Source organism: Flavobacterium sp. PL002, assembly GCF_054165825.1.
In genome coordinates, this window is sequence record NZ_CM135110.1 from 3,329,959 (window position 1) to 3,353,869 (window position 23,911).

16 protein-coding genes are annotated in these 23,911 nt (G+C 33.2%); 3 read left to right on the forward strand and 13 right to left on the reverse strand.

Translation table 11 applies throughout. The features are described from left to right. Positions 1-20 precede the first annotated feature (20 nt). The 4 genes from ACVEGE_RS14450 to ACVEGE_RS14465 all read right to left on the reverse strand — a co-directional run bounded on the left by ACVEGE_RS14450 (position 21) and on the right by ACVEGE_RS14465 (position 3,098). Complete coding sequence (locus ACVEGE_RS14450; protein WP_192501419.1) at positions 21-347, reverse strand: hypothetical protein; 327 nt, start codon at positions 345-347, stop codon at positions 21-23. Further along, positions 332-1,207, reverse strand: a complete 876-nt coding sequence (locus ACVEGE_RS14455) for a phosphoribosyltransferase (protein ID WP_192501418.1) — start codon at positions 1,205-1,207, stop codon at positions 332-334. Before ACVEGE_RS14455 ends, ACVEGE_RS14450 begins: the two co-directional genes overlap by 16 nt. A gap of 522 nt (positions 1,208-1,729) precedes the next feature. Next, positions 1,730-2,134 carry a hypothetical protein gene (locus tag ACVEGE_RS14460; protein WP_225738156.1) on the reverse strand — a complete coding sequence of 135 codons (405 nt, stop codon included), beginning with the start codon at positions 2,132-2,134 and terminating at the stop codon, positions 1,730-1,732. A 265-nt stretch (positions 2,135-2,399) separates the two neighbouring features. Continuing rightward, positions 2,400-3,098, reverse strand: coding sequence for a hypothetical protein (locus tag ACVEGE_RS14465; protein ID WP_192501417.1), 699 nt, complete (start codon positions 3,096-3,098; stop codon positions 2,400-2,402). A gap of 2 nt (positions 3,099-3,100) precedes the next feature. On the opposite strand from ACVEGE_RS14465, the gene ACVEGE_RS14470 reads away from it, so the two are divergent. Then, positions 3,101-3,607, forward strand: a complete 507-nt coding sequence (locus ACVEGE_RS14470; RefSeq protein WP_225738155.1) for a winged helix-turn-helix transcriptional regulator — start codon at positions 3,101-3,103, stop codon at positions 3,605-3,607. Positions 3,608-4,004: 397 nt separating this feature from the next. Here ACVEGE_RS14470 and ACVEGE_RS14475 read toward each other — a convergent pair whose 3' ends face one another. From ACVEGE_RS14475 to ACVEGE_RS14495, 5 genes are all read right to left on the reverse strand, one after another. After that, the gene (locus ACVEGE_RS14475) at positions 4,005-6,176 is read right to left on the reverse strand and encodes a TonB-dependent receptor (protein ID WP_192501416.1); all 2,172 of its coding nucleotides are present in this window, start codon (positions 6,174-6,176) and stop codon (positions 4,005-4,007) included. A 698-nt stretch (positions 6,177-6,874) separates the two neighbouring features. After that, the gene (locus ACVEGE_RS14480; protein ID WP_192501440.1) at positions 6,875-7,216 is read right to left on the reverse strand and encodes a MerC family mercury resistance protein; all 342 of its coding nucleotides are present in this window, start codon (positions 7,214-7,216) and stop codon (positions 6,875-6,877) included. 378 nt (positions 7,217-7,594) lie between these two features. Continuing rightward, positions 7,595-8,191: a type 1 periplasmic binding fold superfamily protein gene (locus tag ACVEGE_RS14485; RefSeq protein ID WP_225738154.1), complete on the reverse strand. Its 597-nt coding sequence runs from the start codon at positions 8,189-8,191 to the stop codon at positions 7,595-7,597. Between the two features lie 32 nt (positions 8,192-8,223). Continuing rightward, positions 8,224-10,608 (reverse strand): TonB-dependent receptor, encoded by a 2,385-nt coding sequence (locus tag ACVEGE_RS14490; protein WP_192501415.1) that lies wholly within the window; start codon positions 10,606-10,608, stop codon positions 8,224-8,226. A 65-nt stretch (positions 10,609-10,673) separates the two neighbouring features. Further along, entirely contained in the window at positions 10,674-11,021 is a 348-nt protein-coding gene (locus ACVEGE_RS14495; protein WP_192501414.1) for a hypothetical protein, read from the reverse strand. 150 nt (positions 11,022-11,171) lie between these two features. On the opposite strand from ACVEGE_RS14495, the gene ACVEGE_RS14500 reads away from it, so the two are divergent. Together ACVEGE_RS14500 and ACVEGE_RS14505 are read left to right on the forward strand one after the other, a co-directional pair. Continuing rightward, positions 11,172-11,567 (forward strand): Fur family transcriptional regulator, encoded by a 396-nt coding sequence (locus ACVEGE_RS14500; RefSeq protein ID WP_192501413.1) that lies wholly within the window; start codon positions 11,172-11,174, stop codon positions 11,565-11,567. Between the two features lie 463 nt (positions 11,568-12,030). Further along, positions 12,031-12,924, forward strand: a complete 894-nt coding sequence (locus tag ACVEGE_RS14505) for an IS1595 family transposase (protein WP_192501064.1) — start codon at positions 12,031-12,033, stop codon at positions 12,922-12,924. A gap of 539 nt (positions 12,925-13,463) precedes the next feature. Here the strand turns inward: ACVEGE_RS14505 and ACVEGE_RS14510 are convergent. The 4 genes from ACVEGE_RS14510 to ACVEGE_RS14525 form a co-directional block, all read right to left on the reverse strand. Beyond that, positions 13,464-17,537, reverse strand: a complete 4,074-nt coding sequence (locus tag ACVEGE_RS14510) for a two-component regulator propeller domain-containing protein (RefSeq protein WP_192499647.1) — start codon at positions 17,535-17,537, stop codon at positions 13,464-13,466. Between the two features lie 363 nt (positions 17,538-17,900). Next, positions 17,901-20,051 carry a glycosyl hydrolase family 8 gene (locus ACVEGE_RS14515; RefSeq protein ID WP_192499646.1) on the reverse strand — a complete coding sequence of 717 codons (2,151 nt, stop codon included), beginning with the start codon at positions 20,049-20,051 and terminating at the stop codon, positions 17,901-17,903. Between the two features lie 82 nt (positions 20,052-20,133). Continuing rightward, positions 20,134-21,510, reverse strand: a complete 1,377-nt coding sequence (locus ACVEGE_RS14520) for a polysaccharide lyase (protein ID WP_173855730.1) — start codon at positions 21,508-21,510, stop codon at positions 20,134-20,136. A gap of 217 nt (positions 21,511-21,727) precedes the next feature. Then, positions 21,728-23,845 (reverse strand): Ig-like domain-containing protein, encoded by a 2,118-nt coding sequence (locus tag ACVEGE_RS14525; protein ID WP_192499645.1) that lies wholly within the window; start codon positions 23,843-23,845, stop codon positions 21,728-21,730. Between the last annotated feature and the right edge of the window lie 66 nt (positions 23,846-23,911).

A 23,911-nucleotide genomic window follows, 5' to 3' on the forward strand; every position in this document is an offset into this window, starting at 1 on the left:
AATTATATTGATGCCACTAATTATTTATCAAATCTAAACGTAAGTTCATTTTGATTTGGCAAGTATACAAAATTTATTTTAATTTTAGGGATTTTGCTTTCTATTTCTGGTTCTATCCATTTTGCAGAGTCTGTTCTATTTAATTTTTTTGAAATAGTATCAATTAAATTGTTTCCTTTATCGGTTATTCCTAACAAACCATTCTTTCGCTCGGCATTACCATCATTTATTTCTTCGTTAATTGATTTAACAATTTGAGAATATTCATATCCCATTTTAATTAATGGAGAAATATCTCCGTTGAATTTAATGATTTTTAGAAGTAGTATTTTTACTGTGTTGTCCATTTATAGTTTTTTTTTCGCGGAAAAGGTGCCATTTTATATCTTGTTTCTAGCCAATATACTGGAAAAGTATTGTTTGGAGTTTTGTGCAGCATCGTGATAAGTGCTTCGGTTTGATTGTACCCAAATTTAAAATTCGGAGTTACATCCAAAATACTTTCAATTGACTCCATAGTTTGTTTTCTTGATAATGCTTTCTCTTTATTAGAATCGTCTGAAATTCCCTTATCAAAAGTTAATGCCGAAATTACATCAATTCCAAGAGAAGCTTTTACAGTATTTGTTCCCTGCAGTGATGAAGCTATTGAAACTACTTTTATATTATTAGGACTTATTTTGCCACTTTTAATTTCTACATTAATATATTCATTACAAATTTCAATAGCAGTACCACCTGAACCAACATAATCATCAATTAATATTAAAATAGAATCTTTGTTGTCAAAATTTTGCTGTAAATATTTTAGCGAGGAATTGGGGATGAATTTTTCACTTAACCAAGTATAATCATCTGATTCAAACATATAATGCAGAAAACCTGCACTTTTAGTTTTTGAAGGAGTAGCTTTATGTGGGTTTAGTAATGGGTAAACAAAAATCTTATCAAAATCATTATAAACGTTATCTCCTAAAGAAATTAAAGAGTCATAAAATCTTTCTAGATAATTCCCCAATTCTATTCTCGTATATTTGTAAGATAATTCAATTACTAGAAGTTGTTGTTCAACGTTTAGTAATTTCAGTCTTTCGCAAAAGCGAAAAAAAAGTGATGGTGTGCTAGCTATTCGGGTATTAATATCCCATTTTTTATATATAAAAAGTTCTTCGATCTTTAAAAGAATGTTGGGACTAATTAGACTCATATGTTTATTTGTGGAACTTCGTCATACATTAAATTTGAAATACCTCTTAATTACCTACTAAAATTTCATAGGTTATGAACCTAAGAGTAAATCGTTCTTAAATAAACGAAAATACAAATTAATATGATATTTGCAGGGTGTTTAAATATTTTTTAATGGAATATCTAAGTTTAGTTTTTTTCTTATAAGCTATTGTAATTGATTTTTCTATAAAAAGCAAATAACAAAAGTTTAAATCATTTGAATAATACATTCTTTTGTGAAATTTCTTACTTTATTAAATATATGGTCTTTTATCATTTTTGCTTTTATCCTGGTACCAAAAGAACCCTTTTGTGTGGTAAGAAGGTGAAGGAATATCTTTGAAGAATGACCATCCAAGTCCAAATAAAACAAATCACCCACTTTTGCACAACAGAAATTTTGAATCAAAATTAGCGCCAAAAACAATATTGGAAACAGTAAACAAAAAAATAAGATAGTACAAACTCAAATTTGCACTATCTTATTTTTTTATGTTTTCTAGTAAGCTATTTTCGCTTTATTTTCTAACTTAGGTTCTACAATAGGGTACAAGTTGTAGGTTGGATAAATTTCGGTTTTGAAAGCCTTCCAAGCAGTTCTTTCAATGGCTAGATTTACTGCGGCTAATTTTGAAGCAGGAAGTTCTAAGACCACCATTTGTCCAATCCCCATAACCACATACCAGTTTACTACAGAAACTCCTTCGGGTGGAAAATTTTTATAAAAACCTTGATCGGTTCTAATCTTTTCGATCTCATTCAAATTCATGCTTTGATCGTGTTTAAGAAAAATAGTCAACAATAACTTGTCATCGGGTTTTGGAGTAGGAACAGTTTCTTTATTTGATTGTGAATAACCAAGGATTTGGACTAAAAAGAGTCCGATTACTAATGCGTATTTCATGTTTTAAATTTTTTTTTGCTACAGCTGTTACGCTGTAATTTTTAGATTTAGTTACTAAAATCGAAGATAAACAAACCATAATTGACTGAGGGACTTATCTGTTTTTAATGTTGCATTTTTTTAGGAATATACGTGCGTAAGTCGCTATCTATAAAATGCAGATAGATTTCAGATATTTACCTTGAATAATCCTATCTGTGCTGCTGAAATCTTCAAAATCTGCGGGCCATTTTTTTTTAGTCCTCAAAAGCGGGCAGTCATATTCTTATTTATTGATTGTCTTAAATTTTGGTACAAAAAAGTTTAAACAATAAAGCATTGCAGCATACGTCAAAATTAAGGTTGGCATATTGGTATTAAAACCCAAATCAAATTCTGGAATACCCAATAATTCTCTAAAAGAGTGTGTTGCGATGAGTAACATGAAGATCAATCCGTAGCCGAAAACGGCAATAATTGCTATTTTGTTGGTAGTAGTTCGTGTAATGCCTTTTTTCGTTTCTTCAGTAAAGAAATACCAGAGTGCAACAGCGCTAAAAAGGGCTTCTATCAAAATCGCGATGTATGGAGAAGCGGCGTACAAACCAAGACCTGCCTCGGTAGTGCCTGCGCCAAATACATGATGCATATGACCAGAGAAGAAATCCAAAATAAAATGAATTCCGATTAAAAACATACTAACTATTCCTATTTGGGTACTTTTGAATGCTAATTTGCCAATGATGAAAACGATAGCCAACCAGAACAATAGTGGTACCAAATCGTGACTATACAACATGTCAACCGCCATATTGCTCAATGTGGCATCAAAGGCATCACTTGGTGTAGTGGTTTCCAATCCCAGATAATGAAAGGTAAACCAAAGTAAATCCTGCAATTGTGATAGGATTAAAAAATATAATAAAGCTACTTTTGGATACTTTTGCTTCGCTATTAATGCTGTTGTGAAATGTCCTGCTAACATATTTGTTGTTTTATTTTTGTATTTTTGCTATCGAATCGAAAGCAAAAATAACAATTACTATCGAATTAATAGTAATAATTCTAAAAAAAATGGAAAAAGAATTTCGCTCAGGCTGTCCAATCTCGGCTACGCTTGATGTTGTAGGCGACAAATGGTCTTTGCTAATTATAAGAGATATGCTCGTTAAACACAAAAAGACGTTCAAAGAAATATCAGATTCTGATGAGAAAATTGCACCGAGTATTTTATCTGCCCGACTAAAATTATTAGAAACCTATAAGTTAATATTCAAGATAAAACTTCCTGAGAATAAGAAGGAGAACATTTATTTGTTGACCCCAAAAGGCATTAGTTTAACGCCGATTATTGTAGAATTCAGTTTGTGGGGAACTGATAATATGCGCGAGTTTACTACCATTGATGATATCGACGGACTAAATTTAGACAAGTCTGATATTATAAGATCAGTGCAGGATAGTTATAGTGCTATGGTGAATACTCATTGTTAATGTATTCTCAGTTTATTCCGGAGTTTGTATGGAATTATTACTAAGGATTAAAATAAAAGTATTAAAATAGTCATAGTGCGATAAATAGTAAAATCCAGAGATATTGTTAGGTTTAAAAAATTCCAGGATTTATTATGCTTGCTCAATAGTACTCCTGGATATTGTAATTTATAAGAGCTGTTATCTTTTATTAAAACGTCAGGATATGTCAGTCAAAGAGGAGTAGAGAACCAGTACTGCATCTTGACTGTACTCGATCTAACAAAGATCATTTTGGACTATATTTAAACTACGTCTGGTATAACATTCTATTAGAATGTTATTTTCTGTATCAAGAAAAACCTCCTGTATCATCCGATATAGGAGGTTTTTTACTAATTTGAGACTGCTTAAAAATCTAGATTTTGACTTTAATTCCGGCATTGACTACAAAGCCATCTAGCGGGGCAAAAATGTCTTTGAAAACAGGTTTTGCTAGTGTTCCAGTATAGATGCTACCAAAACGAGTTTGGCGGGTATCAGTGAAATTTTCGAAATTAGCATAAATCGAAAAGTTCTCCCATAGTTTCTCTATCATCACTCCAAAAATCCAGTAATCGCGCCCAGTTGTACCATCAGTTAATTGTTGCGGACTATAGTAGTAGGCCTCTAAACCAACCTTCCATTTGTCTTCGACCTCGTACATCAATACATTGTTTAAGCGGTGTTTTGCTGTTAAAGGATTGCGAGATTTGGTGCCGTTGTTTTCGACTGTGGCGTCAGTGTAGGTGTACCCAATGAACAATTTAAAGTCTTCGTAACTGAATTTTAAATTGGTTTCGGTACCCTTAGTGTTTAGATTTCCGTCTACATTCAAGAACTGAAAAGTGTCGTTTGCAAGCGGTGTCAAAATTAGAGGATCGTTCACTTTTGTATAAAAAAACAACTGGTTTACCGATAGTGAAAGTGCATCAGTAAGATGCGTTTTGTAGTTTAAATCAAAGTTGAAACCATAACTTTTTTCCAGTTTGTTAGTATCGCTGTTTATAGGCAACACATTTTGATATTGCATCGATTCGCTTTCCTCAGTAAAAATTGTAGGCGTTTTATATCCTAATCCACCACCAAGTCTAGAGCTAAGCTTAGGGCTAATTCTAAACAATGCCGATGCACGTGGCAATAGTGAGAAACCATATTCATGCACATAATCACCTCTTAAGCCAGCTTCTAGATCCAACCAATCCGTTGCTTTTACCGTGTTTTGAACAAAGGCGCCATAGGTGATTTGGTTATAATCTCTTACCGGAAATGTATTGTTGTTTTTCTCTTTAAACTCATCAGTGTACAAATTAGCTCCGGCAACCCATTGCGAAATCTCCCCGTTATTAGCATAAGTAAATTCAGAAAAAGTACTAGTTTGAACCCCATCAAAAAGGTAATCAGGGATGGTGATCACACGACTGAAATTGTTGATGCTGTTTTTTACTGTAATAGATTCTCGATCATTAAATTTATGCGAAAGTGTGAACTGCGTGCTAACTCTTTGGGTTTTATTTTTTTCGAAATAGCTGTCTGGGAAATCACTACGATTTTTAATATAATCAATGTTTCCACCTATTCTGTCTTCGAAAACGGTATTCACACCAAAGTTCAATTCGGTTTTATCGTTGAGGTATAAAAACAATTTAGGATTGAAGTTAAAGCGTTCGAATTTAGGAATTGCGGTCAATTTATTATCACCAGGATCGTAGGCTGCGTTGCGGTCATGAGAAGCAAAAACAGTCAAACCTACTTTACCAAAACGTTGTCCATAAAAACCGTTTATGTCGAGACCTCCAGCAGAAGTTCCGTTTAATAAAAAGCGTAATTCTCTTTCATCTGTAGGCGTTTTAGATACTAGATTTACTAATCCAGCAATCGCTCCGCCACCATACAAGGTAGAGGCAGAACCTTTGATTATTTCGACCTGCTTTAAATCTAGGGGTGGTGTTTGCAACAAACCTAAACCGCTAGAAGCTCCAGAATACACTGGAAAACCATCCTTTAAAATTTGGGTATAACGACCGTCAAGACCTTGAATACGTATAGAAGAATTACCCGAAGTAGCCGATGTTTGCTGTGTTTGTATCCCTGTACTTTCATTCAACATCATGCGGATATCACCGGGCTTCATGTTGGCTTTTTCTTCTAACTCTTCACCTGCGATAAACTCGACGCGGGTAGGGATATTGCTGATCGTTCTTGTTCCCCTAGTTGCTGTAATGACAATCTCGTCCATTTCTTCAGCGTTACTTTTTAAGTAAACAATAACATCTGCTGCAGTAAGTAACGGTACTTGAATTGTTTTGTTTTCTAACTCATATCCTTCTAGTTGAAAAGACAGTGCGTACACACCTTCGGCTAGGTTTTCAAAAGAGATAACTCCTTCATCGTTAGAATAAGCCGTTAAGGATTGTGCTTGTATGGTTGCTGTAACCGCATTCAATGGCAAATTAGTATCGCTATCTTTAATATTGATTTTAAGGCTATGTTGTGCCTGAGCTGTGCCAATAGTTGCTATTGCCACAAAGAGTAAAATATATTTAAACATTTTTTATTTCTTAATATGAATAATTTTTTCAGCTACGTCTTGTAGACAGCTGATAGTAATGATTATAAATAAAAAGAAAATTTGGGTGGTTGCCAGATGGCACCGTTAAAGGAAGATTTCACAAGGGTAATTACAGCAATATCAAGTGATTTGTTACTACTTATAAGCGGTTGTTTTAGAGATTTAATCACGGTAGATGTGTTCATAGCAAAACCCACGCAGCTACCGCAAGAGTAGAAGGGAGAGCATTTGCCGGTACATTCGTTACCACATTTGTGAGAATCTTGTTCGCACTTTTTCTCTAGCGTACATTTAGATTTGGTTTCTAATGCGCTGCAGGGTACGGTTGATAGAAGTAGTACCAAAAATGATAAGAGTATGCTCCAGATTTTCACAAGGCAAATTTAAAAATAATATTTGCGAAATGATTATTAATTCGGTTCAAATTTTAATGAAAGGGAGGAATATTGTATCAATTGCAAGCGATAACTTTTAATGTCTAAATATTTGCCACAGATTAGCAGGATTTAAAAGGATATTAAGCTGTGCTATTCTTTTTAAGCTGTGGCAAAATTTAATTTTTATACTACTTATAATTTTTAAACTGCTAGAATGAGGCATTAATATATTGTTTTTGAAATGACCTTTATTAATCGCAATTTTTCATTCTAAAAAAAATAAGGGTTAAAGTAAAATCTCTAATGCGATTTAAAATTGATGAGGTGCCCGATGATCATTCCTAATCCTCCTATAAGAATCAAAGGAGAATTAACAGTTAGAAATGATTCTAAAATCACACCCACAATCACTGCAATTATGGAGCAGCTAAGTAATACTTTTACAAGTAGCAGACTCGAGCTAAAAATGATTTTCAGGACTACACAGAATGAAATAAAGGCAAAGAAAAGATCAAGATAATGGTTGCCAGTAAAACCTAGTGGTAGTACCGTTAATAGCGGAAATACTAGGCAATGTACTAAGCACAAGGTTGCACTAGATATTCCTAAAAGATCAAAAACGATAGTTGCTTGTTTTTTCATGGCTGTTTTATTATGAGGACGCGGCTTGATGTGCCGGATGCTCACTTTTTAAAGATTAATGTGTAACACTGTTTTCATGACCCAATAGGCTGATACTGTATGGTGCTGTAGAAGTCTTGATCTTCGTGGTATTAAATGTTGAAAGGTTTACTTGTAATAATTCAGCTGTTGCTAGAGATTTTAGGTATCAATGTTTCACTGAGTTACAAGAAGCAGTTTGTGCATTCGATAAAACAAAAAATACTAGTTGAAAAGCTTTCTATCAAATGCGCTTTTTAGTAACAACCTATTCCACGGATGAGCCGTAAGTAGCCGTTACTAAAATGCGCTAAGAGATTTTCAATAGCAGTAAGTCTGTTTTATTGCTTGTGCGTTAATTTATAAAACAGTGATAGGGAAGCTAACTTCAGCATCTGTACTTCCAGCTGCATTGGTGATATCTCCAGCTGCAACATTGCTAGCAGATTTACTTGGTTGGTGACGCAAAGTGATTGTTACTGTTCCTGTAGCGGCATCAGTAGTTGTAAACACAGATTGTAAACCTACAGGCAGTCCATTTGCATCAAGGTTACTAGCTGATGCACCGTAAGTAAAAGCGTTTAAATTCCCTGTTTTTTGATAAAATACTTGGTGATCAACCCCTTCTTCGATAATTTCGAGTGTAATATCATCCACAGGAGTAGCTAGTTCATTTTTAAAGGTAAGCACACCATTGTAGGTTTTATTTTTTTCGAAATTTCCAGAAACAGTAATCACAGGAGCATTGGCACCTTCGCCATCTAAATCTTTGTATTGCAGGGTAATTGCAGTTCCACCGTCCACAGGAGTATAAATTGCCGTTACCGTCGTAATCAACTCTTCCTCGTTTACAGGAGCATCAGTACTGTCATCATTACTACATGATGAGAAGGCTACAACTGTTGCCATGATAAGTGCATACGATTTCAACTTGTTTAATTTTTGCATTGTTTTCATTTTGTTTGAATTTAAATTAGTGTTTATAAAGTTTAATAATTGAATTTGAGTTGGATTTGGAAGCTTCGCCCTAGTTCATCAGCAAAAAAGCGCTGACGGTTTAGGTAATCTCGGTACGAAACATTCATAATATTTTGAACAGAAAACGCTACTGTTGTACTCACTTTTTTAAAGCTGTTGAATTTCATCTCTGAATAAAAATGGAGTAGGTGGTAAGCGGGTGGAGGCGTACTGATATCTACAATCACAGCTTGAAACTCATTGTTATTGATGATATTAGTACTAAAATTATTATCTGCAAACCTATTTTGTCTCGTTACGATCTCGCTCTTAATTTCTAGTAGTAGTTCGTGCCATTTTTTCTTAGAAAAGCTAATTTTATTGTAAAAGTTAAGCGGCGGCATGTCAATTAAAGGTTGGTTTTCAGTGCAATCATCGCCTTTTACATAAGCCATAGCAAAACTATGCTGCCATGAATCGTTGATTTTCCATTGTGTTTGAAGGTCTACGCCAAGTAGTTTAGCATTTGTTTGCTTGTATTCCCAGACCGGAAAGGCGCCGCGAATTGTTGTCTCAAATCCCACAGGCTTTAGATAAATGTAATTTTGAATATAATTGATATACGGGTTTACTTCGATAGAGAACTGATTGATTTTTTTTCGAATAGTTAGCGATAATTTGGTTGACTGTTCCTTTTCTAAATTCAAATCGCCCAGTTCGATTACTCCTGTTGAGTGGTGCAATCCATCACTAAAATATTCAGAAGGGTTAGGATTTCTTGAAGCAAAACTCGCATTGGCAAAAAAGTGCCAGTTGGTAGTTGTTTTCTTTTGAATTCCAGCACTTGCGGATACATTGTGAAAAGTAAAACTCGGTTTTGTCAACCATTGCGTTCCAAAATCTTCAGTTATAAATTCCGGAAATGTGTTGTCATAACCGCGTTCTTCCCATCGTGATTTTTGGTAGTACTTAGTTGCATCAATTTTCGAAAAGTCATATCGCAAACCACTATCAATAGTGAAATCATTAGCCAAGTTGTAAGTTGCAATTCCGTAGGCACCTAAATCAATTTTATCATAATTAGGTATTAATGGTCGAATGCCAGTTGCAGGATTAGCATAGTTGTTTTGAAAACTACCTATAACACCCGTTTTTAAATTCCAGTCGTGTGCTTTCTTTTGGAAATCTACGGAAACGGTGCTTGTTTTTAGATCCAAATCTAAGGCCGCGGTACTATTGTATTCGGCTCTACGCACATCAAATTCCAACCTTCGGTTATATTGATAAGCATATTGAAAAGCTAAGAAAGCCGATTCGTTGAAATAGTAATTGAAATTAATTTTGGCGATGTGGTGCGTTACATCCTGTTTTGGATTATGAATAGTATAAGAAAAATCATTGATAATGGCTGGGATTTTATTGTTGATCGATTGGTACAGGTCATTCACATTACCGGTATGGGAAGCGCTCAAAATTCCAATAATCGATTTGTAATAACTATACGATGCACTCACATTGTACTTTATAGCGTCGTATTTAATATCTCCAGAAAAACTTGCTCCACGATTAGCAGTATTCGATAAAGTATAGCCAGGCGCTGTTTTATCACCCATATATTTAAGGGTGGTTAGTGCGTTGTAACTCCAGCCATTACTATTGCCTTTATGGATACTCGAACTAATTGATCCGCCTTTTCCATTGGTATCATAGTTCAGGATTGTTTTACCAAATAAAGTATCCTTTTTACTGCTAATAGGTTCAATTAGTACCAGTCCGCCAATAGCATCACCGCCATATTGCAAGGCCGAAGCTCCCTTAATCACCGTTATTTTATTGGCACTGTTGATGTCAAAATTGGGTGCGTGTTCTGAACCCCATTGTTGGTCCTCCAGTTTTACATTGTTGTTTAAAATTGCTACTCTACTACCATATAAACCGTTGATAATCGGTTTTACAACTGCGTTTCCAGTCTTTAGAGTAGAAACACCAGGCACTTCAGATAATGCATCACCTAGAGATTGATTGCTGTATTTTTCTATCGTTTGTAGGTTGACAAGCTGTGCAGGGTTTGAGCTGTTATCCGTTTTGGCTTTAGCCTGAACAACAACCTCGTTTAAATTAGTGGTATTGACTTGCAGTTTGAAATTAAGATTTAAGTTACTTTTTAAATCAACAATAGTGTCGGTGTTTTTGTAACCCAAGTAGGATATTGAAATAGCTATTTTTCCCGGAGCTAAATCGTCAATTACATAGCTACCCGATAAATCGGTTCTCGTTGTTTTGTTAGCAATGTGCACATGGATATTTGAGGCATTTGATTGCCCTTGTAGTGTTATTTTTCCACTGATGGAATGTTGCGAATACATGGTATTGCAAAAAAGCATCAGCCAGAAAAAAATCGAAATTTTCTTTGACATTTGTTCGTTTTAAAATAGGTAAAAGCCGATCAACCTTGGTGTAAGGAGATTTGTTTTGCAGTATTTTAAAAAGTTGGTGGCGCCCGTAAAGAGAAGAGACTTCCGGTGAAGAAAGAGAAGTTTTGAGTTGAGACCACTGTATAAATGGTGCTGATAGTAGTGGTCTTAACAAACTGAAATAAGAAAAAATCAGAAGCCGTAAAGCAGCTAAACTGAAAATCGCAGGTGGCACATTTTAAATCAATGGTATGACTGTGCGCCAGTTCAGATTTGTTTTTTGACAATTCTTGGTTTGCAATTTGCTCCGTATTAATTTCAGACTGGTGCACATAACAATGCACTGACTGAAACAGCACTGAAAACAATACTGTAAGTGAGAGTACAAAGTTAATTATGGCAATTTTCTGTTTCATTAATCGTAGTGCAATACTTTATTTGTGGCGATAGTAAGCGAAGTTTTCTAACTACCTACTTTTACCGTATCTTTGCTTAATGCAATTATGTTGCAAATATATAAATCTTATTCTTAAATGCAACTTTGTTGCGTTTAATTTTATATCCAAATGAAAAATACTAGAAACACTACAGCCAAAGCGGCAATTTTCGAATTAATAAAAAAATCAGAAGTCGCCTTGTCACATGCTGAAATACAGGAGCTAAACCAAGAATCTTGTGACAGAGTGACGATTTATCGCATTTTAGACCGTTTGACTGCTGAGGATGTTATTCATAAAATTGTAACACCATCAGGTACGGTAAAATATGCTGCCTGCCATCATACTGACCATAAAGAGCATCACCACATTCACAATCACGTGCATTTTAATTGCGAAGTATGCCAGTTAGTTACCTGCTTAGAAAACGTAGAGCCTACTTTTAAACTACCAAGTAACTATCAAGTAAAACAGGTCAATTTTACAGTAACGGGAGTTTGTCCTTCTTGTGCTCTACTGGATTAGGGGTCTGGGGTGTAATTGATATCAATTATAATCATTTTTATAATATTTTACAAAATAAGGGAGTTCAAATAGAAGACATACCTAAATTTGAATATTATAGATATTGGGGTGCTGAAGTCGTACAATTTACCTTAAGGTTTTTATAAAATAATTGGCCACAAATATTAGAATGTAATCCTCATAAATAAAAATGAATTAAAAAGATACTGTACATATTTTTTTAACTAATTCGTTTTATAACGCTCAATAAATTTTCTAAAACAAAGAAACTTGTTTTTTTGGAAGTTATAAAGATGTTAAGTGTCTTTAAGTCTATTAATCTGGGAAAATTTATTTTGTGATAAACACAAATTAGAGCAAATAAATGAATTAAAGCTACTTTTTTATATTGAAAGATGGTATTTAAATTTTTTGAGGTAAGTAGATAATTTCATATCTTAGAGATCAATAAAACAAGGGAAACATGGATTTATTTACAGGGCAAAACCTTTTAGAGTTCGCTGAACGGTTTAAAACAGATGAACACTGCAAAGAATATTTAGCAAATTATAAATGGGAACGAGGATTTATTTGTTTAAAATGTAAGCATACAAAGAGTCAAATCCGCAAAGATTTTTCCAGAACTTGTAATATCTGCAGCCATACAGAAACCGCGGCGGCAAACACTTTATTTCATAAGGTTAAGTTTGGTTTACGCAAAGCCTTTTTTATATGTTTTGAGATGTCAACCACCACTAAAAGTTTATCTGCCAGTTACATGGGAGTTCGCTATGGAGTTACAGAAAAAACAGCACGTTTATTTATGCACAAAATTAGAGAAGCGATGAAATCTAGTGAGAATCATCCAATGGACGGAACTGTTCATGTTGATGAATTCGTTATTGGAGGAAAGGAAAAAGGTAAAGTAGGCAGGAGTTATGATAGCAAGAAAAAAAAGGTTGTAACAGCAGTGGAACTAACAGATGAAGGAAAAATTAAAAGAATGTATGCCTTGAAAATTGATAATTATTCAGCCAAAGAATTAGAGACAATATTTGAAAAGCACATTAATAAAAATGCAAAAATAACCACAGATAAATGGAAAGGTTATCGTCCTTTATTTGGAGATTATAATATCACACAAATAGAAAGCAACAAAGGGATGAATTTTATGGCATTGCACACAATGATTCATCAAGTAAAATCATGGATTAGAACAACATATTCATCGGTAAGTGACTTTAATATAAACAGGTATCTTGATGAATTTTGTTATCGAATTAACCGTTCTCAAAGCAAAGACACAATATTCAACAATTTGATAGTAAGAATGGTCGAGTCAGAAAAAATATATCAATCTAAAATTATATGTTCGTAACTACTGACCTCAATAAATTTTAAAAGTTCTGGAGATGGATTTACTAAGTCTATTAAAATCAGATTCCTAGCCAACTATTGAAATAGAAGTGGCAACATCATTAACCTTTGTTAATAATACAACCGTTGGAAGAACCAATTCAAGAACTTGGAATATGGCAGATGGTGTTCCTAGTTTGTTATATCTTAGAGCTCAATTTTTAAATTCTATAGATTAGGGACCTTTAATGCTGGTACTTTGACTCCTGCAAGAATAAATGAATTACCTAAAACAACTGTAGATAAATTAATTTTGCTAAAGACTAAATTTAACATTCGGTAAAAGGGGAGAAGAATTAATTTTCTTTTCTTTTTTTGAAAAAATAACCAAACCGCAACTTCCAAATGTTACATTTATTAATTGAATCTAAGTTAATATTTTATCGCTATTGAAACTTAAAATGGCAAATCTAATCCATATTTGTATCCTGAGAATTCAAAATATTATATACTATTGTCCTAATAATCATTTTAATCATCCCATCATAACCAAGGATTTTTTTAGTCTGCTTCAATATAAAATTTATCTGCATATTCATTAGGAGAGATATCGAATCTTTTTTGGAAACATTTGCTAAAGTATTTTGGACTATTAAAACCTACTTTGTAGGCTATTTGAGAAATATTGATTTTATTTTGCTCTAACATTTGCGCAGCACTTTTTAATCGTATTTCATGAATGAACTCGTTAGGAGTAAAATTTGTCCATACTTTTATTTTATTAAACAGCATCGTTCTACTTACACCAAGTTCAGTACAGAATTGCGGAATGTCAAACTGTGTGTTTCCGATATTAATTTCTACAATTTGGAAAGCTTTTTTTAGCATTTCAGTATCAACAGTCGAAAGTTGTACTTCTTTTGGACCGAAGAAATCTTCTTTTATAAATTTGTTCTTCAACCTAGCATTAGATTCAATAGTGTTTTTGATACGCAGTTTAAATTCTAATAAATTAAAAGGTTTACTAATATAATCGTCTGCTCCACTATCCAAACCTTCAAATTTATAGACCAGTGATGACCTCGAGGTTAACAGTATTACCGGAATATGGCTCGTTTTTGGGTTTTCTTTTATTTTCGAACACAATTCTGTACCTACCATTTCGGGCATAATTACATCGCTAATAACTAAATCAGGCACATATTTAACTGCTTTTTTAAACCCTGTTTTACCGTTATCGGCAGTGATTACATTGTATTCGTCTTTTAATAAATTGCAAATAAAATTGCGCAATATTTTGTGATCTTCTACAATTAAGATGGTTGGTTTGCTGTCATCGTGAACTAAATCTGCAATATCATCCGCAAATACTTGTACAGGTCTGTTCTTTATTTGTGAGGTATATAAAGAAATATCGTCACTAATTTTAAAATCTTTGATGATTTCGTTTTCACTTAAATGATTTTTACCTGTTGGAAGTGTTAATGTAAAAATGACACCTATATTCTCTTTATTTACTACTATTATTGATCCATGGTGTAAGGTAACAAGGTTCTTTACTATTGAAAGTCCTATTCCTGTACCTTTTGAATACTGTTTGTGTTCTTGATTGAGCATAGGAACTTCATAAAAAAGTTCAAATACATTCGTAATATGTTCGGGTGCAATCCCTACACCTGAGTCTTCAATTTCAAATCGGAAATTTGAAGCTTCTTTTTTTAATCGAATGTGTATAGTTCCTCCAGCTGGTGTATAGCGGAAGGCATTTGATATTAAATTATAAAATACGCGTTCCAACTTGTTACGATCAAAATAAATATAAATTTCGTCATCAGAGGATTCAAAAGTATAGTTGTATCCGCCATCTTTAGCAAATTCCGTAAATGATAAATAGATTTCTTTAGTGAATTTTACAATATTGCCATTGGCAGCTTCTAGTTTTGATAGGTTACTTTCTAGTTTTCTAAAATCCATTAATCGATTGATCAGGTCTAGTAAATGTGTGGTACTACTTTCCATTACCAATAGCTTTTTGTACATATCGTTTGATCCGCTGTACTGGGCTATAATTTGTTGTAATGGCCCAGAAATAAGCGTAAGCGGTGTTCTAAATTCATGTGAAATATTAGTAAAGAATTCTAATTTGGCTTGATTGTTTTCTTTAATTCGTTCTGCTGCGAGTTGTTCTAATTCTAGTTCTTGTTTGAGTTTTTCTTTAGACTTAAATACCCATACTAAACCATAAATAGCTAATCCGGCCAAAATAAAATATGCTAAAATTGCCCAAATACTAAGCCATGGAGCTGGCAATACCTCAATCTCTAATACGGTTGGTTCTTTATTCCAAAGACCATCATTATTAGCTCCTAAAATTTCAAGGGTATAGGACCCTGCATTTTGAATTGCATAACTAACCTCAGGATTATTGGTTGTTGTCCAGTTATTTTCTAAGCCGACCAATCTATAACGGTACTGATTTTTTTGGGAGCGAACAAAATTCGGAATTGAAAAACTGATAGTAAAGTTGGCTTTGTCATACGGCAAGATGATTTTTTTGGTATAAATTAAATTTTTATCTAATATTTCAGAGGTATCATTAGGTTTAATACGTTTATTTTGAATACACAAAGTAGTCAAAAGTACTTTTGGTACATAGTGATTTATAGCGATCTTGTTACTGTCAAAATAGCTTACTCCTGATGGTGACCCAAAATAAAATTGACTTGACCCAACTTGTAAACTCGCATTATCATTAAATTCATTATTAACAACGCCATCTTTTTGATCGTAAATAGTTGATGTTTCCTTTACAGTATTGTATTTTACAATTCCGTGATTGGTACCTAACCACAAGTTATTTTTAGTGTCTTCTTGGATAGAATGAATAGCCGTTATAATTCCATTTTTTGCAGATAATGTAACATCTTTAAATACGCCATTTTTTAGATAAAACAATCCTTTTGCTTTAGTACCTATCCAGATAGTCCCTTTTTTGTTCTTAAAAATGGTTAAAATATCATCTCCAGAGAGTGTTTTAGGATTGTAAAAATAGTTTTTTGGACCTTGTTTTTTAGAATGTTTGTTTGTTGTACTCAAAACATTTAGACCATTTTGTGTACCAACCCAAATATGATCATTTTCTATAAGTAAAGTACGTATTCGATTATTTGTTAAGGAGGAATTATCAATTGTGAAGGATATGTGCGTATTTGTTTTTTTATCGAATCGAATGAGACCTTTTCCAAAAGTCCCCAGCCATAGTATGCCATTCTTTTCTTCTTTGATAGCATAGACTCCAGTTTCTTTGAGTAGTTGATGAAGTGTTATAGGTACAAATGTGGCATCAACGGTATTTGTAGTAGGATTATAAGCTTTAAGGCCATCAAGAAAACTACCAATGAGCAAATGCCCGCTACTATCAAAAAACAGGGATTTGATATTATCACTAGGAGTAGTATTGATTTGTTTATCAAAAAGATAGCTGGTTTTTCCTGAAGTAGGGTTAAAAACGGTAATTCCGCCACCTTCCGTTCCCATGTAGATATTATCTTTTTTATCTGAAACGATCGCACTCACGACGTCAAAGCTCAATTTTTTGTCCTTATTGTATTGATTGAAGTTGGTGAAATTGCTATTGGAAACATCCCATAAATTTACTCCTTTGTAGTAGCATCCCATCCAGACAGAACCTTTTACATCTGTAAATAATGCTTTTATTTTATCAATATTGGGATTCTCATCGTTATGTATTGTTTGCGATTTATTATTTTGATCGATTATGGTGACACCGTTGTAGGAACCGATCCAAAGGGCATTATTTTTATCGAATGTGAGGGCACGAATATCGTTGTCAATCTTTTCGAATCCTTTTTTATTTTTTAAGGAGCTAAGTGTTTGTTTTTGATTATCATAATAGAAAAGTCCTTTGTATTTTGTGCCAATCCATAAATTATCGTCTTTATCACTGATGATGGTTTGGACAAAAAAGGTATCGGGGGTAAGTATATTTTTAAAGGATAATTTGCCAGTATGATCAAATTTTGCTTCACACAAACCTTTTGAAGTTCCAATGTAAATATGGCCTTTGGGTGTTTTGGTAATACTTAATATGTAATTACTTGGTAAGCTGTTTTTGTTGTTTTTTTGTTTGTAAAAGGATTTAAATCGACTTGTTTTTATATTAAAAACCGATAGTCCTTTTGAAGTACCAATCCAGATTTCATTATTAATTTGAGTAATACACCAAATCACATTATTGCTTAAGGATTGTGGATCGTTAGTATGAAAATAGCGTTTGAAGCTGTCCTTTATAGGATCATATTGGTTTAGTCCGTTGTAGGTACCCACCCAAATTTGGCCATTAGTATCTTCGGAAATACTTAAAATATCATTGTTGCTGAGAGATAAACTGTCTTTGTCTTCATTGCGGTAGACCGTGAATTTACTTCCGTCATATTTATTAAGGCCATCGCGGGTTCCCAACCACATTTGCCCTAATTTATCTTGATGAATGGCTATTACCGCACTTTGCGAAAGTCCATCTCTAGTTGAAATATTTTTAAATCGATAAGTATTATTTTGTGCAAATAAAGAAGTAACAAAAAATGATAAAATGATCAAAACTATTTTTTTCATATAAAATATAATTCAAAAAGAAGCCAGTATAATGATGTAAATAATTACAATTCTATTTAAGAGTGATTTTTTTACCATACTTTTAAAGTACAACGGTGAAATCAGCTAATTAGTTAACTGATTTTTTTAATAATAATTGCCTATTTGTTTTACTGATTATCTATAAGTCAAACATATTTTTTATAGGCTTGGTTTAAAAGAGAAGTGCTATAAAAGTAGTTTTTGTTTTCATTTGTGTTTTTGAAATGGTATTGATAAAAATCGACTCAATTTTGAAGTATTAATGATTAAGATAATTACGATTAAAAAAAAGCCATCCAAAATTTCAGTTAAGGATGACTCTTCTCGATCTAAATAAACTGACTACTTACTAATTATTATTTTTAATTTTTTTGTATTTTCTTTTGAGTCTATTGTAAGAATGTAAAATCCATTGGGTAAATAGGAAATATCGATTTTCTTTGAATCGCCTGCAGCCTTTTTTTGATAAACTGTTTCTCCCTGCATATTACTAATAATTAAATTAGTTCCTAGTTGAATTCCATCTATATTTACGACACCGTTGGATGGGTTTGGGTAAACAGTTATGTTACTTGTTTCAGCTTCAGCTTTTAAAAGTTTTTCATCAATTACTTTTTTTGCCGTATTGCAACTAGGTGTAACATTGTCATTACTAAAATACAAAGTGTAATTTCCATCTTTAGAAACCAAAGCGAGGTTAAGGCCATGTTTGTTTACCCAATAATTACCATCTAAACCTGTAATTCCAGAACCTATTATTTTAACTGCTGGACTACTTGACGAAAAACTCTGAGAAATAGTAGTTCTTAAATCAACATAATATCCAGGAACTCCATCGTTAGTACTGTAAGCAAATTGTGCTAATGATTTAGTTGCTGCATTCCAATTGATTTTAAAATTTTTAAAATTTGATAAATTTGGACCACCAGTACCTATTTTATACATTTTATTAAATGTTATTCTGTCAAATGAGCTTAAGTTACCTGTGCTTGGTGTTCCAAAATTGCAATTCCCACCAGATGAAGGAGGAGTGACAACAGCATTTACGGTAACATTTACAATACTTGATGAAGTTGTAGCTCCTTCATTATCAGTTGCGATTACTTTTAATGAGTAAGTACCCACACTAGCATTCGAAATAGTATATTGATATGGACTTGAAGTATCTGTTCCCAGTAAGGTGGTTCCTTTGTAAAAAGCGACTTGAGTAATAGAGCCATTATCTGTAGCACTTGCGGTTATAGCTATGTTTGCTCCGCTAGTAAATACAGCGCCATTATTTGGTGAGGTAATCGCTGCTGTAGGAGATGTATTAATAGGTGTATTTGTATTACCAGAAGCATTATCAGGTAAATAAAAGCTACTATTCAATAAAAATAAATATAATGTTTTTAAGGTTTGATTAAAATAACTGTTTGGTTCATTCAAGTTTTTTAAATCCGTGTACGAATTATTTAAATGTACTTGATTGTCTCCTCCCATTGCGGCGCAAGCAAAACCACCTACAAAAGTGGGGTTGTGGTATCTACCGACTTTAGTTCCATTTTGATTGTATCCATCAACAATATTTGCTGATCCTCCTAAATTGATTCTAACAAAATCAGATGATTTTTTAGAATACTCTTTAGCTTGACTATTTTGGAACCAAGCAAAATCTACTGCAATTCTCCAAGGTGTCCTAGCGGCATCGTATGAATAGGTTTTACCACTGTTTAAGTAGCCGTTAGATGTATAGTTACCACTACTATCACACCAATCAGACACTATTCCTCCCACGGCATTATTAACTTGTAAATTGTTATTAATTACGGTGTAGCATTTATTTGCTACAGTATTCCAATAGGGATCATTCATGAAATTGGCAAATGCTCTAAAATAACCGGTAGCAAAATAAGAAGGATTTGTCAATGAGGAACCTCCGAACATGTCTCCAGGTTTTAAAATATTTGTTCCAGATTCTATTTCGTGTGTTTTTACAATAGTAATCAGTGCTGCTGCATCGCTTTTGTATTTAGTTACAGATGGACTTCCCCAATTAGAGTCTGCTACAATTAATGCCATTGCAGCATCTAGTTCTGCATCTGAGGCACCGTTTTGGCCTAGAATCCCACTACATCCATTAATTTTCCAGTTCATTACTCCGTTCGCATTGCGATTACTTTTATAATAATTCCACAAACCATCAAAAAGGGATTGATCGTGTGCATAAGCCGCAAGTAACATTCCGTATCCAATTCCCTCAGAAACAGTTTGACTATTCGTGTCAAATTTAACCCTAATTTGTCCATTGCCACAAGATTCTGTAAAATTTGTCTTCCAGATAGTGTAATTATTTAATGCGTCTTGCAGGTTAGAATTAGTGGGTACAAGTACTGTACTTGCAAATGATTTTTGTGATAAATAAGGTTGACTTTGTGCGAATGTCAGCAAACTAAAAAATAGTATTAGCAGTGTATATCCTACTTTGTTTGAGATAAACTTTTTTAAATTCATATAGTTGTTTTTTTTTAAATCAAGTATTGTTTTAATTTTTATAAGCGTTTTTTGACACAGTCTTAATAAGCATGGAACATAATTATTCTACAATTAGCTTTAAGGTTGTTTCATTAGTTGTTTTTAGAAAATAGATACCCTGTTTTTGATTACTTAAGTCAACTGTTGTGCTTGTACCTTTTTTTACGAAATCACCTGCAAAGTTGAAAACTCTCCATTCCACTTCTTTAGAGAGTGTAATTAATCCTTTACTTGGATTTGGATAGGCATTAAAGGAATCCAATTTTACTTCTTTTGTCTCTTCTAAACTCAATTTGTTATCTTCAGTGCTGTATTTATTGAATTCATTAACTCGTTTTGTAGAAACTTTGAACTCATCAAACCATGCATATTGATCTGCTATTGGAGCATAATCCTGCAAATCAGAACCTCCTAGAAAGGCGGATAATAGTAAGTAATTAGTAGTTATATTGGCTCTTGGAGTATTTGGTTCTAAATAGTTGTTGAAAACTGTAGCATCCATAATAGCATGGTTTGCCCCATCAACCCAACCCTCAAAGTAGCCATCGTTTTTTCCAGGCGTTTCAAATTTATAATGTAATTCTATGTTATGCCATCCCGGTTTACCTAAATAAGATTGGTATTCAAATTCACAAATTCCACTTCCTTCTTTGGTTTTTTCTCCCCAAAAGCGTTGACCATCTTCAGCATTGAAACTATTGTCTGGGAGTTCCATATAAAATTGAATTGCACCTCCTTTTCGCCACATAATTCTACCTTTCCATCTGTTTTCATCTCTTGTTCCTGGAGTAGATCCACCTAAACTGGGTAATTTACCTCCACATTTAGTGAAGTCAAAATTATCACTAAATTTAATCCAATAAGAAATGTATAAGTCTCTTGATTCAAAAGTATTGTTTTTGTAGGTGTTGCTCAAAGGAATTCTGGTATCAATACCCGACGATTCAGTTTTTAATTTACCTTTAGGGAATTTTACTTTTAGAGAAACTCCTCCAGGATCTCTACTAATATCATAATCTACACTAGTTCTATCAGATCCTGCGCTACCATCAGAAACTCCTTTACCATATGCACAATTAAAATCGTTTTTTAATTCAGTATCAGTATAAGAATTGCCTTTTCTTAAGTGGTCAAAGCTTATATGATATTTTACATCGGCATTCAATGTAGCATCGGTTTCTAATGTAATAATTGCTCCTTTAGTTGCAAGTTTTGTTTCATAGCCTAGTGCGGCTACTTTAAAGTTAGTACTATTAGTTCCAGCTATTGTAAACTGGCCTTTTGAGTTTGTTTTGGTGTAAATATTTGGATTATTTGTTTGACACACTAAAGCGTAAACGATAGGGGAGTTTGAGCTGTTTTTAACAACTCCTGATATAGTTTGTGCATGACTGATAAGTGATACAAAACAAAACGTTAGATATAGTATTTTTTTCATAAAATAATTAATTGTTTTAATTTTTAGTATTTTTTTTAAAATAGTGCTAATACTGGATTTGCATAAAATAAAAACGCTTATGCCACCAATGGTATTTTGAGATTTTTAAAGCTTTTTATTAGATTAATTTTTTCACTTTAACTGTAAAATTTAAAGTTATGATATTCAATAAAAAGCCATCCAAAATTCACTTTTAGATGACTTCTTGAACTAAAATTTATTTACTAATTACTAACTTTAATTTTTTAGTACTTCCATTAGAATCAACTGAAAAAATGTAAATTCCATTTGGTAAATAGGAAATATCGATGCTCTTTTCTTCCTTTATTGCCTTCTTTTGATAAACAGCTTCTCCCTGCATATTATTGATGATGATATTAGATCCTATTAGAACTCCATCTATATTCACTATTCCATTTGAAGGATTTGGATAAACAGTAATGCCATCAATTGAATTTTCAGGGATTGAAAGTTTTTCAACATTTGCTTTTTTAGCAGTATTGCAACTAGGAGCAGCATTATCATTACTAAAATACAAAGTAAAACTTCCAGTTTTAGCAATTAAAGCAAGGTTGAATCCATGTTTGGTCACCCAGTAATTACCATCTAAACCTGCAATTCCAGAACCTGTAATGCTAACTGCTGGATTATTAGATGCAAAATTTTGAGTGATGGCAGATCTTAAATCTACATAATATCCAGGAACTCCGTCTCCTGTACTGTAAGCAAATTGAACCAATGAGTTTGTAGCTGCATTCCAATTGATTTTGAAATTTTTAAAATTAGATACATTTGGCCCCCCTGTTCCTATTAAATACATTTTGTTGAAAGTGATTCTATCAAAAGAACCTAATTTTGAACTTGAAGGAGTTCCAAAATTACAATTATCACTTGATGAAGGAGGAGTGACAACAGCATTAACAGTAACATTAATAGTATTGGATGATGTTGTTAGCCCTTGATTATCAGTTGCGATAACTTTCAATACATACGAACCTGCTGAAGCACTCGAAATGGTATATTGGTAAGGACTTGAAGTATCTGTACCCAATAAAGTGCTTCCCTTGTAAAAAGCAACTTGAGTAACCGAACCATTATCTATAGCACTCGCAGTTATAACTATATTTGCTCCGCTTGTAAATGTAGCTCCATTGTTTGGTGAAGTAATAGCTGCTGTAGGTGGTGTATTCGTATTTGTACCACCACCGCAAGAAACGATATTCCATGAGGGACATAATGTTGTGACATAGTTAGTTGTTCCGTCACTATCCGGAAAATCTGCAGAGTTTGGGTTTCTTGTATTACCCCAAATATGAATTTCACTTGGTGTTCCTCCTTTTTTTCGTGCCGTTGGTATACTGGCTTTACTAGATCCTAAATTAAAAGTATTGTTAAATATTGCAATTCTATATCCAGAGTTTGTTCCTGTTCTTTGCTGAAAATCGATACAGGAAGCAAGATTGGTTTCGTTGTCTGCATTAAAGGTGTTATTATAGACAAAAGTATAGCCTCCTTTAATATCCATAAATGCATCTGCACTATTTACATTGCTAATTCCTGCAGCAGTAAAAGTACAGTTTCTTACTATTGTATATTGAGTACCTTCTTTGATATCAATACACTCTGCTTTTATGTTAGGACCAAATGTACAGCCTTCAATCGTATTATTGTCACAATTAGGTGAATAACTAGAGTGACTGGCTTGGTCTGTTCCAATATAAATTCCTTCTCCGTAACCTGGAGAGGTTATTCCAGTATTATAAATTTTACAGTTTTGCACCAAATTGTAGCTTGAATTACTTCTAATATGTAAAGCTTCCTGAGCAATCGTATGAATTTCTAGATTTATAAGTTGGCAATTATTGGCAGTATCCAAATTTACACCCCTTAATCCATTACTAATTTCGAGATCTTTAATAATCCAATAGTCACCTGTTATTCCAAGTACTGGAGTTGTTAGGTCAAGGTTGGAGGCTGGTTTTAAAATAGTCTTATTTGTTGTACTAGAGCCTCGTAATATAATGGGTTTTGAAGTAGTACCATTTGCTAAACCAGAAAAACAATTGTATTTATTAATGCCATCTATGACTTTTGAATCGCTTAAATATACTCCAGGATTGATGATGATTTCATCACCAGGCTGAGCATCGGCCATTGCTGCCTTAATTTGAGCCACTGTAGTACAAATTATAGTTCTTGTTGCAAGAGCCGATTTATTTGCAGGAGAATGAAGTGATTTAATAGTGCTTGCATTTACACTTGTGATAAATAAAAATAGAATAATTGATAGCATTCCATTTAAAGAAAACACTATTTTAATTTTTTTAGTTCTCATTTGATTAGGGTTAAGTTAAATTTTAAGTGTATGTTTTTAATAATTTTTTAAAAAAAGCTAAAGTAT